Raw genomic sequence first — 13823 nt, 5'->3', positions numbered from 1 at the left:
ACAAGTTTCCGCTCAATCTACCCGACCCTCATTACCACCCCGGCGAAGGCCGGGGCCCAATTGGGGGACAGCTATAACGAAGCGCAGTCCAACCTCACTGCGACCTTACCAATTGGGCCCCGGCCTTCGCCGGGGTGGAAAAGACGGGCGAGCTACTTCGCCCGCCGAACCATCAAAATCTTAACCGGCGCGGCGATCATCTGCCCCTTCATCACCCCGACCCCAGCGGTCGCCGAAATCGGCGCAGCAAGGATGCGTTTCACCACGTCCATCCCCTCGACGACATGCCCGAACGCCGCATACCCCGCGGCATCCCCACTCCCCGTCGGGTTCGCATCCAGCGACAACACCGGCCCGACAGTGATGAAGAAATCCGCCGTCGCCGTCCCCGGCGCCAACCGCGCCAGCGAGATCGTCCCATCGACATGCGACAGGCCGGTCTTGCTGGTCGCCTCATGCGCGACGGGCTTCAGGATGCGCTTGGGATCGTTCTGCGGCCCGCCCTGGATCAGCCCGGTCCCCTGCCCCAGGTTCATCGCGCGGTAGAACGTCACGCCGTCCAGCCGCTTCTGATCGACATACCGCAGGAAGTTCGCGGTCGTCAGCGGCGCGCGCTCCTTCTCCAGCGCCAGCGTGATCGGCCCCTCGCTGGTCGTCATCACGATCGAGACGGTCGCCGCCGGCACCGCCTCGGCCGGAACAGGCGTAGCCGGTGCGACCGGAGCGACGGTTTGCGCCGAGCCGGAAACGGCACAGAGAAGGACGAGCGAAGCGCCAAGCGTTTTTAAGATCATGACCAAGGCTACCGCGGCAAACGCGCCCTGTCAGCCGAGAACGTCAGCCGAGAACGTCAGCCGGTCACGATGCGAAATTGCGTGGCGCAAACTATTGCTTGGGTTTGCACGCCCGCGCGCAATGCGTATCCGGAGAGCGATGACCGACCTCGCCATTATCTACGAGCACCCGCTCTGGTTCGAACCACTGTTCGCCGCCCTCGATCGCCGCGGCGTCGCGTTCACCCGCGCCAAGCCCGATGGCTTCTGGAACCCCGCCGACCAGAGCGCCCCCGCCCCCGTCGTCTTCAACCGCATCGCGATGTCGAGCTTCCTGCGCAACGACGAGCATCCGATCTTCTACACGATGGCGATGCTCGATCACTGGCGCCGCACCGGCGCGCGCGTGATCAACGGCACCGACGTCCTCGCGATCGACGCGTCGAAAGCCCGGCAGTTGTCGCTGATCGCCTCGCTCGGCCTCGCGATCCCCGAGACACGCGTGGTCCACCGCGCCGCCGACGTCGTCCCCGCCGCGCAGACGCTCCGCTTTCCGCTGGTCGTGAAGGCGAACATAGGCGGATCGGGGGCGGGCATCGTCCGGTTCGATAGCCTCGACGAACTCCGCACCGCCGTAGCCGATGCCGGCCTACCAAGCAGCGTAGACGGCGTCCTGCTGGTCCAGGAATACGTCCCCGTCCGCGACGGCGCGATCACCCGGATCGAAACGCTCAACCGCAAATACCTCTACGCAATCGAGGTCGCGGGCGGCGGCGCGTTCGATCTCTGCCCGGCGGACGCGTGCGTCGTTCCCGGCTCAGGAATCAAGATGGCCGCAGTCGAGCCTTCGCAGACCTTGAAAGACGCCGCCGAAGCGATCGCCCGCGCGGTCGATCTCGACGTCGGCGGCGTGGAAGTCATGATCGACGACCGCGACGGCGTCGCGCGCTTCTACGACATCAACGCGCTGTCGAACTTCGTCGCCAAGCCATTGGATGTGCTCGGCTGGGATCCGCACGACCGCCTCGTCGATTACCTCGTCGAACAGATCGAGAAGGCCCGCTGATGCGCTATGGTTACTGGACTCCCGTCTTCGGCGGCTGGCTTCGCAACGTCCCCAACGAGGGGATGGAGGCAAGCTGGGCCTACACCAAGGCGCTGACGCAGAATGCCGAGCGCTGGGGCTATGACCTGACGCTGATCGCCGAGCTGAACCTCAACGACATCAAGGGCATCGAACAGCCCGCACTCGATGCGTGGTCGACCGCGGCGGCGCTGGCGGCGGTGACCGATAGCATCGAGCTGATGGTCGCGGTCCGCCCGAACTTCCACCACCCCGCGCTGTTCGCCAAGGCCGCGGCGAACATCGACCGGATCTCGGGCGGACGGCTCGCGCTGAACGTCGTGTCGTCCTGGTGGGCGGACGAGGCGAAGCAATACGGCCTCCAGTTCGACCAGCACGACGATCGCTACGCGCGGACGGCGGAGTGGCTGACCGTCGTCGATGGGCTGTGGACCGAGGAGCGATTCGACTTCGCGGGCCAGTTCTACACAACCGAACAGGCGATCTGCTCCCCCAAGCCCGCCAAGCGCCCGACCGTCTATGCCGGCGGCGAGAGCGAGAAGGCCAAGGCGATGATCGCCGCGCAGTGCGACGCGTACGTCATGCACGGCGACCCCGCCGACGCGATCGCCCCGAAGATCGCCGACATGGCGGCGCGACGCGAAGCAGCTGGCGGCGCGCCGATGCAATACGGCATGGCCGCCTACGCGATCGTCCGCGACAGCGAGGCGGAGGCCAAGCGCGAGCTCGACCGCATCACCAGCGTCACCGAACTCCCCGCCGGCTACGCGAATTTCGACCAGTGGCTATCGGGCACGCAGCTCGAACGTGAGCTGAAGATTCAGGAATACTCCGTCTCCAACCGCGGCCTGCGCCCCAATCTGGTCGGCACACCCGAGCAGTTGAAGGAGCGCGTCGCGGAGTATGAGGCGGCCGGTCTCGACCTGCTGCTGCTCCAGATGAGCCCGCAGGCCGAGGAAATGGAGCGGTTCGCCGCGCAGGTCATGGGCACCGCATGATCCGTCTCACCGACGTCGTCAAAACCTACCCGGCAAGCGACGCGTCCGCTCTCGACGGCGTATCGCTCGAAATTCCCGCGCGCGGCGTATTCGGCGTCATCGGCCAGTCCGGCGCGGGCAAGTCGACGCTGATCCGCCTGATCAATGCGCTCGAACGCCCGACTTCGGGCCGGGTCGAAGTCGATGGTGTCGACGTAGCCGCGCTGTCGGCGGCGGACCTGCGCGCGCTACGCCGCCGGGTCGGCATGATCTTCCAGAACTTCGGCCTGCTGTCGTCGCGCACGGTCGCGGCCAACGTCGCGTTCCCGCTGGTGTTCGCGGGCGTATCAAAGGCCGAGCGCGAGACGAAAGTCGCCGCACTGCTCGACCGCGTAGGCCTCGCCGATCACGCCACCAAATATCCAGCCCAGCTATCCGGCGGCCAGAAGCAACGCGTCGGCATAGCCCGCGCGCTCGCCACCGACCCCGACATCCTGCTCTGTGACGAAGCCACTAGCGCACTCGATCCCGAGACCACCCGCTCGGTCCTCACCCTCCTCCGCGAGCTCAACCGAGACCTCGGCCTGACGATCGTCCTGATCACGCACGAAATGGACGTCGTCCGCTACGTCTGCGACCGCGTCGCCGTCCTCGATCGCGGCCGCATCGTCGAGACCGGCGACGTCGCCGACATCTTCGCCAACGCCGCCCACCCGGCAACGCAGCGCATGCTGGCGGCACTGGCGACATGAGCTTCTTTGCGAACATCGACTGGTCGGACATCGGCCAGGCCTGCCTCGACACGCTGATCATGCTCGGCGGATCCCTGATCCTCACGATCGCGTTCGGGCTCCCGCTCGGCGTCCTGCTCTACCTCACCGACCGGGGCCGGCTGTCGCAGAACCGCGTCGCCAACGCCGTGCTCGGGATCATCGTCAACATCCTCCGCTCCGTGCCGTTCATCATCCTGCTGATCGTGATGATCCCGCTCACCGTGATGCTCGTCGGCACCTCGCTCGGCGTCGCCGGAGCGATCCCGCCGCTCGTCGTCGGCGCGGCGCCGTTCTACGCGCGCCTCGTCGAGGGATCGCTCAAGGAAGTCGACCGCACCACGATCGAGGCGGTCCAGGCGATGGGCGCTACCACGCGTCAGATCGTCACCGGCGCGCTGATTCCCGAGGCGCTGCCCGGACTGATCGCCGGCGCCACCGTGACCGCGGTCGCGCTCGTCTCGTTCACCGCGATGGCGGGCGTGGTCGGCGCGGGCGGGCTCGGCGATCTCGCGATCCGCTTTGGCTATCAACGCTTCCAGACCGACGTCATGGTCGTCACCGTCGTGCTGCTGGTCGTGCTCGTCCAGATCATCCAATATGCCGGCGACGCGCTCGCCCGCCACTTCACCCGCCGCTGATTTAACGCCGCTAGGAATTCGCATGAACCGCCGCATTTTGCTCGCCTCGTTCTCGCTGCTCGCGCTCGCCGCCTGCGGTGGCACCAAGACCAATGACGGCAAGACACTGACGATCGCCGCGACCGCCGTGCCGCATGCCGAGATCCTGGAATCGATCAAGCCGACGCTTGCCAAGGAAGGCGTCGACCTCCAGATCCGCGTCTTCAACGACTACGTCCAGCCCAACCTCCAGGTCGAGCAGAAGCAGATCGACGTCAGCTATTTCGAGACCAAGCCGTATCTCGACGAGTTCAACGCCTCGCGCGGCACGCATCTGGTGACCTATGCCGGCGTCCACGTCGAACCGCTCGGCGCCTATTCGCGCAAGTGGAAGTCGATCGCGCAAATCCCCAACGGGGCGACCGTCGCGATCCCGAACGAGCCGAGCAACGGCGGCCGCGCGCTGCTGCTGCTGCAAAAGGCCGGGCTGATCACGCTCAAGAACCCGACCAATCCGCTGTCGAGCCTCAACGACATCGCCACCAACCCGCGCAACCTACAATTCAAGGAACTGGAGGGCGCCACCCTGCCCCGCACGCTCGGCGAGGTCGATCTCGCGCTGATCAACACCAACTATGCGCTCGACGCGAAGCTCAACCCGGTCCGCGACGCGCTCGCGATCGAGGACAAGAACAGTCCCTACGTCAATTTCGTCGTCGGCCTGCCCGGTGGCGAGAAGGACCCGCGGGTCGTGAAACTGATCGCCGCGTTGCGCAGCCCGGCGACCAAGACCTTTATCGAGCAGCATTATCGGGGTGCGGTCCTCCCGGCGTTCTGATACCGGCGCGGCCTCGTTAGCGTAATCCCTGAGGCTCCATGACGGTCGTTGCCGCGTATCTCTATCGCCATGGCAAGCGCGTCCGCGCGGTCTCGATCGACGAAAAGGTCGACTGCCCCGCGGATCGCTCCGAGTTCGTTTGGATCGGCATCTGCGACCCGACCGACGCCGAGATGCGGACGCTGAAGGACCAGTATAACCTCCACCCACTGGCGGTGGAGGACGCGATCAAGGCGGACCAGCTGCCCAAGGTCGACGTCTATGGCGACCAGCTGTTCGTGGTCGCCCGCACCGCTCAGCTGGAGCAGGACAAGATCGCGTACGGCGAAACCGCGATTTTCGTCGGCCACAGCCACATCATCAGCGTCCGCCACGGCTCGGCACGCTCGCACAAGGCGCTCCGCGAACAGCTCGAAGCCGCGCCGACGTTGCTCATCAACGGCGTCGACTACGTCCTCCACGCGATCCTCGACTACGTCGTCGACGGCTACCTCCCGATCGTCGAGAGCATCGAGGACGAGGTGCTGGCGATGGAACAGCGCACGATCGACGCGTTCCTCGGCCGCGACGAGATCGTCCGCATCTTCGGGCTGAGGCGCGAGATGATCCGCTTCCAGCGTATCCTCGGGCCGATGGGCGAGGTCGCGGGCAAGATCGTCCGCCTCGACCTTCCCTGCATCGATACCGAAGCGAAACCGTATTTCAGCGATGTGCTCGACCATGTCCGACGTGTCCAGACGATGGTCGAGGGCTTGCGCGAAGTGCTGACCTCGGTGTTCGAATTCAGCAATTTGCTGGAGCAACAACGGACCGGTGCAATCACCCGGCAGCTCGCCGCCTGGGCCGCGATCCTGGCGGTCCCGACCGCGATCGCGGGGATCTACGGCATGAACTTCGAGAACATGCCCGAGCTGAAAACGGAATACGGGTATTTCGTCGTACTGGGCGTGATCGGTGTCGTCTGCGCCGCGCTATACGTGAAGTTCAAGCAGGCGAAGTGGTTGTAGCGGAACCGATCACCCACTCCGTCATGCCGGGCTCGTTCCGGCATCCACCGATCCGCATACTCGCCAGCCGTCGATACGCGGCACGGTGCCCCCCGGAACTAGTCCGGGGTGACGCGGGGATGCAGCCGTCCCTCTACTGCATCCTCCCCCGCCAGGGGGAGGTGGCTGGCCCTTGCCAGACGGAGGGGGAGGTAAGGGATAACCGTGGTTGCGCGTTCCTCCCCCTCCGTCACCTTCGGTGCCACCTCCCCCTGGCGGGGGAGGATCGAAGAGCAGCTCAAACCTTGACGAGCATCTTCCCCGTGTTCCCACCCGAGAACAGCCCCAGGAACGCATCCGGCATCGTCTCGAGCCCCTCGTGCACGGTCTCCTGCCGCTTCAGCGTCCCCGCCGCCAGCATCCCGCCCATGTCCTTGTAGAACTCCTCGGCGCGATTCATGTAGTCGCTCACAATGAACCCGCGGATCTGCACGCGGTTACCGATCAGTCGCGCGAGGTACTTCAGCTGCGTCGCCGCGCCGCTGTTGTACACGTCGATCATCCCGCAAACCGCGAACCGCGCGTGCATCCGCGCATGCGCCAGCGCCGCGTCGAGATGCTCGCCGCCGACGTTGTCGAAATACACGTCGATGCCCTTGGGAGCTGCTTGGCCCAAGGCCTTCACCACCGGAACGTCGCTCTTATAGTCGATCACCGCATCCGCACCGAGCGACTTTACCCAAGCGCATTTCTCCGCGCCGCCAGCCGAACCGATCACCGTCATGCCCTTGGCCTTGGCGACCTGCACCACGGTCGATCCGACCGCACCCGCCGCCGCCGACACGAACACCGTATCGCCCGCCTTGGCTTCGGCGACCTGAAGCAGGCCGAAATACCCGGTCATCCCCGGCATGCCGAGCTGACCCAGAAACGCTTGCGGAGGCACGTCGAGCGCAGGCAGCTTCTGCACCTGCGCGGCCGGCACCACCGCCTCGTCGCGCCAGCCCGCCATGTGCAGCACCATGTCGCCGACCTTGATGCCCTCGTCGTTGCTCTCGACCACTTCGCCGACCGCGCCGCCCTGCATCGCCTCGCCCAGCGCGAACGGCGGGACGTAGCTCTTCACGTCATTCATCCGCCCGCGCATGTACGGGTCGACCGACAGCCAGCGATTGGCGATCCGCACCTCGCCGGCGCCGAGCGCCGCCTGGTCGAGATCGATCATGGCGAAGTCGGTATGCTTCGGCATGCCTTGCGGACGTGCCTTCAGGCTCCATGCACGGGCCATAAACTTGCTCCTGTCTTGATTATTCGTGTTGCGGGTATGGCGAAACGCACACCCAACGCAACCTGCAAAAAGGCCCGGACGTTTCCGCCCGGGCCCCTGTTCGGCTGACATCATGCGACGCCAGCCAACGCTTTCAACCAGTTAGTACGTGGTTGAACCCGACTTGCCGAGCGTGTCCGACGTCGTGCCAGTGGTGGTGCCGCCGGTCGTCGTGCCGGTGCCCGATGCCGTGCCGGTCCCGGTGCTGCCCGTCTGCGTGCTGCCCGTCTGCGAGCTCGAAGCATAACCGCTGGTGCCGGCATCCTTCTTGTCGCCGCCCGTGCGATCGCCGTACTCGAACATCGCCGAGTTGCGCTCTTCTTCCTTCCACGCCGCCTTGGCTTCGTCGGCCGACTTCGACAGCGTCACCTTGCCGTCGACGGTCTTGATCCAGCGCGACGGGATCGAATGGTGCACACCGCCCGCATCGCGGTCGTTCTTGGTCAGCAGGATCCGGTCGCCCTTCACCTTGTCGACCGTGCCGACATGGCTGCCGTCAGACCCGACGACTTCCATATGCTCGGTAACCTGCGACAGCGAGCTACGCTGGCCCTGGCGCTCATTGCGCCACGACGAGAACTCGTTTTCGAACTTCGAGCGGTTCTCGTTGCGATACTCATCATAGTCACGGTCGAGCGCCGCGATCTGCGTGCTGCGCCAGCTATGGTAATGGTCGTCATGCGTGTTCGACGAGCGATTGCCGAACGCACGGTTGTCGGAATTGCCGTAGGAGCGCTCGTCATAGCGCGCATCGGCTTCGCGGCGACGCTCGGCCTCGTCGTCGCCGAACCACGAACGAACTTCGTCGCCTGCACGCGCGATGAACCCGCGATCGTCATAGTCGTAGCCCTGCGGCTGGCGGCCATACCCACGATCGTTCCCGCGCGGCGCATTACGATTGTCGTCGTCCGCATGACGGTTGCGGCCAACGTCTTCGAAGCGGCGACCGTCCGACGCATAGCTGCCGTGATAGTCGGTATCGCCCGAACCCTGGCTGCGCTGGTTCTGCTGACCATAGGGCTGGCCCGAATCCTGGCGACCATAGCCCTGCTGGCCATAGCCCTGCTGACCGTAGCCCTGACCCGAACCCTGGCCGTATCGCGAGTGTCCATAGCGATCGCCGCCCGATGGCTGCTGGCGATCGTTATGACCGCCGTAATAGTCGCGGCTGCCCTGGTCGCGGTTCTGCTCGCGACCATATTGACCGCGGCTCCCCTGGTCATCGCGCCCGCGATTGCCGTCGCGATCGAATTCGCCGGCTGCTGCGTAATCGCGCGCGCTGGATCGACCGTAATCGCCCCCGTCGGAGCGGAAGTCGCGGCCATAATCCTGCGAGTTCGGCCGACCGTAATAATCGCCCGATTGACGATCCCGGGTATTGCGTTCGTAGACCATAGGAACCTCCTAATTGCTGTCCTGCGGCTGCCGGTCTCGTCGATCGCCCTAGTCGATCGCAAGTCCGTACATTCCGAAGACTACAAACGCCAAGCCGGTCGATTGTTCCTGTGTTTGCCGTAGCTTGACGGCGACACGACGCAACGCTGCGACGACGGGCCGGACGGGTATCGAACCCGCGCTGCGCTGAAAGTAGAACGGCCCGAGAGCCGCGGAAAAGCCCGCCAGCCAAGCCGGTTGCATCGCCCAAACCGACCCGCTAAGGCGCGATAATGGCCTATGGCCAACCGCGCGGGGCCGTAGCTCAGATGGGAGAGCGCTGCAATCGCACTGCAGAGGTCAAGGGTTCGATTCCCTTCGGCTCCACCAGCGCAACGTACTGGAATGGTTATGATCCTTCCGCCCCATGCGATCCAACTGGTGCGGTAACACAGCGGTAATCCGCGTGCCTATGGCGACTATACTTGGCCAGCGGGGTCATCGCGCATTTGCTACCGGCCAAGGGAGACGGAACGGTGCGGAACCGTTGTGGGCCATGACAGGGAGCCACACACCAATGGACATTCACCGGATCGTCTCCGAAATCGCCGATACGATCACAGCCGATGCGCATGAGATCGAGAACGCGGCGGATGCAAAGACGCCGGGGCTCGCTCCAGGCCCGTTTGGGATGGCGATCGCGATGGCGGATGGTTCACTGGCCCGGGCGGGAGCAGCGAGCGCCCCCTTCCCCATCCAGAGCATATCGAAGGTGTTCGCGCTGAGCCTGGCTTTGGAAACTTCCGCCGACCTGGTGTTCGAGCGGGTTGGGCGCGAGCCGTCCGGCGATCCGTTCAATTCGGTGATCGACCTGGAGCGTACCCGCGGTATTCCGCGCAATCCATTCATTAACGCCGGCGCGCTCGCCATCGTCGACATGCTTGTCGAAAACTTCGGCGATTCCGCGCTGGATGCCGTGCCTGGCCTTGTCCGTAGCAAGATCGACGATGCCGCATCGAAGACGGCGATAACTCTCGATCCTGACGTGCTGAACGAAGGCGGCGACCTCAACCGGGCCGTGCTCCATTTCATGAAGCATCACGACAACGTCCGTTCGTCGATCGACTCGGTCATGGACTCCTATGCGCGGCAGTGCGCGGTACGCGTCGATTGCGTCGGCCTGGCGCAGGCCGGACGGTATCTGGCCGACACGCGCATGTCCGCCGATACCGGCGACGACCGTGCCGGGCGGATGCGGACGATCCTGGCGCTGATGATGACATGTGGCCATTACGACGGCTCGGGGGATTTCGCGGTCCGTGTCGGTCTTCCCGCAAAAAGTGGCGTCGGCGGGGGCATTCTGGCGATTGCTCCCGGTATCGCTTCGATCTCGGTGTGGTCGCGCAATCTCGATCAGCACGGCAACTCGATGCTTGGTGTCCGCGCGCTGGAGATGCTCAACGCGCGGACCGGTTGGTCCGTCTTCGGCCCGCCGATCGCCTGAACAGATCGCAGACGAGTCCGGTTGTAGCGCGCTCGACACGGTCCCACCCGCCCGCGCGCGCCATAGTGCCCAAGGCAAGCCCGCATCCTCCACCGCCCTGGAATGTCGCAGGTTGGGCCGGAGCGTAGTGCTGCAACCCGCTGCGCCTGACCTGCGCTCTGCGCCCGGCAGCCTTCCGGCACCTCGCGGTCGACAAGGACGGTCGCACGACGGTAAGGGGCGGTCCCGTCACGGCCGATGATCCGCACCGGACGGCGCCGTGTCTTGGCGAGAGGTGAGCGACGTGGCGATCGGGATCAAGGACATCGCCGCGCTCGCCGACGTCTCGATGGCGACCGTATCGCGCGTCCTGTCGGGCAAGAGCGTGCGCCCCGCTTATCGCCATCGCGTGGAGACCGCGCTGGCAACGCTCGACTACCGCCCCAATCTCGCGGCGCGAAGGCTAAGGTCGCGCAGTGCCAGCGTCGTCGGACTGATCGTGCCCGACATCGCCAATCCGTTCTTCGTGCGGTTCGTCCAAGCGGTCGAGACCTATGCGTGGCGCGAGGGCCTGCGGGTGATCCTGTGCAACAGCGCCGAGGATCCCGAGCGCGAGACGCACCTGCTCGATCTGCTCGCGGAGGAACGCGTCTCCGGCATCCTGCTCGCACCGACGCAGGCGGGGGGCGTCCCGGCGATCCCCACCCCGCTGGTCGTCATCGATCGCGTCGAGGGGACGCCGCGCGTCGACAGCGTCCGGCTCGACAACGTGGCGGCCGCAAGCGCACTCGTGGACGCGCTGGCGGCAGCCGGGAGCACCCGCATACTCGGCCTGTTCGGCGACCATGGCAGTACCGCGGTCGAGCGTTGCCAGGGATTTACCGAGGCGCTGGATCGCCTCGGCCTGCCGGTCCACATCGCCCGCGTGCCGCACGAGACCGCGCGCCGAGCCGCGGCGGTTCGCACGGCCCTGACCGAGCATCGGTGCGACGCGATCGTGGTCGGCGACAGCCTGACGATGCTGGAGGTCGCCGTCGCGTTGAAGACCCGACCGCCGGCTGCGCCGGTTCGCCTCGCCGGCTTCGACGGCGCGCCGTGGTTGCGGCTGCTCGATGCCAACCCGTTGATCGTCGCGCAACCGGTCGATGCGATGGCCCATGCCGCGCTTGCGCTGCTGGTCGGCCGGATGGCGGGCGGCGACGGCGATCCGGTGCAGCGAATGTTCGACGGGACGATCGTCAGCGGAGCGTGATTTCCACGCGCCGGTTCGCGGCGCGGCCGGCGGGGTCGTCGGCACCATCCGGGGTTGCGCCGGGACGGACCGGGCGACGCTCGCCCAGCGCCACCAGGGTCATCGGCACGTGCACCTTCGCCGCGGCGAGATAGTCGCGCACCGCGATCGCGCGGGCCATCGAGATCCGCAGATTGGCGCGATCGCTGCCCGACGCATCGGTATGGCCGCGGATGACGATGGACGTCGCGGTCGTGGTGGTCGGCGCCTGCGCCAGCCGGTCGAGCCGCGCGCGTGCGGCATCGTCGAGCGCATCGCCGTCATACGCGAACGCGATCGTCACCATCGTCTGCGCCGCGGGTGCCGCCGGAACCGGTGCGGCCTCGGCCTGAATTGCCGGGCGCATGATCGACTTCGCCGCGATCGCTGGTGCGGCCTGCGCGATCTGCGGCTCCGATGGGCTCGGGCAGTCGCAGGCCACGGCGCACAAAGCGAGAAGCGGCGCGACGCCGTGCAGTATCCGGGTCATGCGTCTTGCTCCCTGAGTTCAAGATGGACCTGCCGGAGCGCGCGCGGCGGGACGAACGACACCACCGTATCCCCCAGCACCGGCTTCGGCGGCGCGGCGTGCGTGAAGAAGCGGACCCTGCCGTTCCGCCGCAGCAGCAGCAACGGGGCCGCCCCATCTGGCAATGCCGCACGCGCCGCCAGATAGTCGAAGCGTTCGGTCAGGAGCGTCCGGCGAAACGTCCAGCCGCCTTGCGTACGCTCGGTCACGTCGTCGATACCCCAGCCCGTTTCGAACAGCGCCTCGCCGCGAAGCGATCCTGCGAGCCGGCGGCGATCCTCATCGGGCGAATCGCCGAGTTGATAGACCGCGTCGGGGCCGAGTTCGGATGCCAGTTCGCTGCACACCAGGGCATTATAGGCTTCGTTCTCCGTGGTCACGGCGACGAGCTGGAAATCGCCGATGTGCAGTTCGTCCCCCGCCGCTTCCGACAGGATCTCACCGTGATAGAAGGCGATGCCTGCCTGGCGAACCGCGCTGAGCCGGAGCCAACTGGTATCGCTGATCGTCACGGCCACGTCGAGTTCGCGGAGCAGTCGCGCCAGCGCTAGGCTCCACGGCGTGCTGCCGACGATCAGCAGGCCGCGGTCGCCGGGGCCGGTCACCTTCAGCCAGCGCGCGATCGGCTTCATGCTGAAGCCATGCGCGACGATCGTCGCCACCACCACCGCGAACGACAGCGACACGAGCGTCTCGCCGTCGCCATAGCCGAGCTCGTCCAGCCGCAGCGCGAACAGCCCCGAGATCGCCACCGCGACGATACCGCGCGGCGCGATCCACGCGACGAAGAGTCGCTCGCGCCAAGGCACGCTGCTGAATGCCAGGCTGAGCAGCACCGTGATCGGTCGCACCAGGAACAGCAGCGCGAACAGGAAGCCGACGAACCGCCATTCGAACCGCGCTAGCACGGCAAAGTTCAGCGATGCCGACATCAGCACGAACACACCCGAGATCAGCAGGACGGTCACGTTCTCCTTGAACGGCCGGATGTTGCGCAGCCCGGCCATCCGCATGTTGGCAAGCGCGACGCCCATCACCGTGACCGCGAGCAACCCGGTTTCCTGCTGGATCAGGTTCGATCCGACGAACGTGCCGATCACCGCGACCAGCAGCATCGGTGCCTTCAGATATTCAGGCACGTGGCCACGCGGAAACGCCCAGGCGATCGCTCGTGCCACCACGAACCCGATCAGCCCCGCGACGATCGCCGCACCGAGTAGCGACCCCGCGATCTGCGCCATCGACACGCCCTGTGCCGAGCGGCGCAGATATTCGTAGGTAACCAACGCGCACAATGCGCCGAACGGATCGTTGACGATCGCTTCCCATTTCAGGATCGCGCGCGGTCGCGCAGCGACGCTGCTCTGGCGCAACAGCGGCAAGACGACGGTCGGCCCGGTTACGACCAATATGCCAGCGAACAGGATCGCCACCGGCCACACCAGTCCGGCCACGTAGAAGCCGGCGAGCGCACCCAGCGCCCAGCCGACCGGAATACCGATCAGCGACAGCCGCCCGACCGCGCCGCGCGATCCCTCCGCGTGGCGTAGTTCGCGGAAGTTGAGGCTCAACCCGCCCTCGAACAGGATCAGCGCGACCGCGATCGAGATTGCGGGTTTCAGCAAGGCACCGAAATCGCGCTCGGGATCGACCAGCCCGGTGACCGGCCCGGCAAGGATACCCGCGGCCAGCATGAGGGCGATCGCCGGCCAGCCGGTCCGCCACGCGGTCCACTGCGCACCGATCCCGAGCAGGCCGATCACCGCGATCGCGAAGGCGGCATGCTCCATCG

Annotated in this window: 13 protein-coding genes and 1 tRNA gene; 9 read left to right on the top strand and 5 right to left on the bottom strand. The window is 66.2% G+C overall.

Going from position 1 to position 13823, the window contains the following annotated elements; translation table 11 throughout:
- Positions 1-152: 152 nt before the first annotated feature.
- Positions 153-794 carry a peptidylprolyl isomerase gene (locus AC3D24_RS01345; protein WP_489027493.1) on the bottom strand — a complete coding sequence of 214 codons (642 nt, stop codon included), beginning with the start codon at positions 792-794 and terminating at the stop codon, positions 153-155.
- Positions 795-933: 139 nt separating this feature from the next.
- On the opposite strand from AC3D24_RS01345, the gene AC3D24_RS01340 reads away from it, so the two are divergent.
- The 6 genes from AC3D24_RS01340 to AC3D24_RS01315 are packed head-to-tail and all read left to right on the top strand — an operon-like array spanning position 934 to position 6069.
- On the top strand, positions 934-1839 hold the full coding sequence (locus tag AC3D24_RS01340) for an ATP-grasp domain-containing protein (RefSeq protein ID WP_489027491.1): 906 nt from the start codon (positions 934-936) through the stop codon (positions 1837-1839).
- A complete protein-coding gene (locus tag AC3D24_RS01335; protein WP_489027489.1) occupies positions 1839-2855 on the top strand; it encodes an LLM class flavin-dependent oxidoreductase in 1017 nt (338 codons plus the stop codon). Before AC3D24_RS01340 ends, AC3D24_RS01335 begins: the two co-directional genes overlap by 1 nt.
- Positions 2852-3586 carry a methionine ABC transporter ATP-binding protein gene (locus AC3D24_RS01330; protein ID WP_489027487.1) on the top strand — a complete coding sequence of 245 codons (735 nt, stop codon included), beginning with the start codon at positions 2852-2854 and terminating at the stop codon, positions 3584-3586. Before AC3D24_RS01335 ends, AC3D24_RS01330 begins: the two co-directional genes overlap by 4 nt.
- Entirely contained in the window at positions 3583-4245 is a 663-nt protein-coding gene (locus AC3D24_RS01325; RefSeq protein WP_056062682.1) for a methionine ABC transporter permease, read from the top strand. Before AC3D24_RS01330 ends, AC3D24_RS01325 begins: the two co-directional genes overlap by 4 nt.
- A 22-nt stretch (positions 4246-4267) precedes the next feature.
- Positions 4268-5062 carry a MetQ/NlpA family ABC transporter substrate-binding protein gene (locus tag AC3D24_RS01320; protein ID WP_489027485.1) on the top strand — a complete coding sequence of 265 codons (795 nt, stop codon included), beginning with the start codon at positions 4268-4270 and terminating at the stop codon, positions 5060-5062.
- A gap of 38 nt (positions 5063-5100) precedes the next feature.
- Positions 5101-6069, top strand: coding sequence for a magnesium and cobalt transport protein CorA (locus AC3D24_RS01315; protein WP_121885960.1), 969 nt, complete (start codon positions 5101-5103; stop codon positions 6067-6069).
- Positions 6070-6346: 277 nt separating this feature from the next.
- Here AC3D24_RS01315 and AC3D24_RS01310 read toward each other — a convergent pair whose 3' ends face one another.
- Positions 6347-7336, bottom strand: a complete 990-nt coding sequence (locus AC3D24_RS01310; RefSeq protein ID WP_489027482.1) for an NADP-dependent oxidoreductase — start codon at positions 7334-7336, stop codon at positions 6347-6349.
- Between the two features lie 141 nt (positions 7337-7477).
- The gene (locus tag AC3D24_RS01305) at positions 7478-8770 is read right to left on the bottom strand and encodes a DUF2171 domain-containing protein (protein ID WP_489027480.1); all 1293 of its coding nucleotides are present in this window, start codon (positions 8768-8770) and stop codon (positions 7478-7480) included.
- Positions 8771-9063: 293 nt separating this feature from the next.
- Here AC3D24_RS01305 and AC3D24_RS01300 point away from each other — a divergent pair.
- The 3 genes from AC3D24_RS01300 (at position 9064) to AC3D24_RS01290 (ending at position 11484) form a co-directional block, all read left to right on the top strand.
- Positions 9064-9139: transfer RNA gene (locus AC3D24_RS01300), tRNA-Ala, on the top strand.
- 187 nt (positions 9140-9326) lie between these two features.
- On the top strand, positions 9327-10253 hold the full coding sequence (gene glsA, locus AC3D24_RS01295) for a glutaminase A (RefSeq protein WP_489027478.1): 927 nt from the start codon (positions 9327-9329) through the stop codon (positions 10251-10253).
- 283 nt (positions 10254-10536) lie between these two features.
- Positions 10537-11484: a LacI family DNA-binding transcriptional regulator gene (locus tag AC3D24_RS01290; protein ID WP_489027476.1), complete on the top strand. Its 948-nt coding sequence runs from the start codon at positions 10537-10539 to the stop codon at positions 11482-11484.
- Here AC3D24_RS01290 and AC3D24_RS01285 read toward each other — a convergent pair.
- Both AC3D24_RS01285 and AC3D24_RS01280 read right to left on the bottom strand, forming a co-directional pair.
- A complete protein-coding gene (locus AC3D24_RS01285; RefSeq protein ID WP_489027474.1) occupies positions 11471-11992 on the bottom strand; it encodes an OmpA family protein in 522 nt (173 codons plus the stop codon). The genes AC3D24_RS01290 and AC3D24_RS01285 overlap by 14 nt on opposite strands.
- Positions 11989-13821 carry a cation:proton antiporter gene (locus tag AC3D24_RS01280; protein WP_489027472.1) on the bottom strand — a complete coding sequence of 611 codons (1833 nt, stop codon included), beginning with the start codon at positions 13819-13821 and terminating at the stop codon, positions 11989-11991. Before AC3D24_RS01280 ends, AC3D24_RS01285 begins: the two co-directional genes overlap by 4 nt.
- Between the last annotated feature and the right edge of the window lie 2 nt (positions 13822-13823).

The organism is Sphingomonas sp. SL1004, assembly GCF_057815015.1.
The sequence above is the reverse complement of the archived record's forward strand: the minus strand, read 5'-3'. Positions and strand labels throughout refer to the sequence as shown.

Coding starts and splice junctions, on each gene's coding strand:
- AC3D24_RS01345 (WP_489027493.1), bottom strand. CDS start 794: ATGATCTTAAAAACGCTTGGCGCTTCGCTCGTCCTTCTCTGTGCCGTT.
- AC3D24_RS01340 (WP_489027491.1), top strand. CDS start 934: ATGACCGACCTCGCCATTATCTACGAGCACCCGCTCTGGTTCGAACCA.
- AC3D24_RS01335 (WP_489027489.1), top strand. CDS start 1,839: ATGCGCTATGGTTACTGGACTCCCGTCTTCGGCGGCTGGCTTCGCAAC.
- AC3D24_RS01330 (WP_489027487.1), top strand. CDS start 2,852: ATGATCCGTCTCACCGACGTCGTCAAAACCTACCCGGCAAGCGACGCG.
- AC3D24_RS01325 (WP_056062682.1), top strand. CDS start 3,583: ATGAGCTTCTTTGCGAACATCGACTGGTCGGACATCGGCCAGGCCTGC.
- AC3D24_RS01320 (WP_489027485.1), top strand. CDS start 4,268: ATGAACCGCCGCATTTTGCTCGCCTCGTTCTCGCTGCTCGCGCTCGCC.
- AC3D24_RS01315 (WP_121885960.1), top strand. CDS start 5,101: ATGACGGTCGTTGCCGCGTATCTCTATCGCCATGGCAAGCGCGTCCGC.
- AC3D24_RS01310 (WP_489027482.1), bottom strand. CDS start 7,336: ATGGCCCGTGCATGGAGCCTGAAGGCACGTCCGCAAGGCATGCCGAAG.
- AC3D24_RS01305 (WP_489027480.1), bottom strand. CDS start 8,770: ATGGTCTACGAACGCAATACCCGGGATCGTCAATCGGGCGATTATTAC.
- glsA (WP_489027478.1), top strand. CDS start 9,327: ATGGACATTCACCGGATCGTCTCCGAAATCGCCGATACGATCACAGCC.
- AC3D24_RS01285 (WP_489027474.1), bottom strand. CDS start 11,992: ATGACCCGGATACTGCACGGCGTCGCGCCGCTTCTCGCTTTGTGCGCC.
- AC3D24_RS01280 (WP_489027472.1), bottom strand. CDS start 13,821: ATGGAGCATGCCGCCTTCGCGATCGCGGTGATCGGCCTGCTCGGGATC.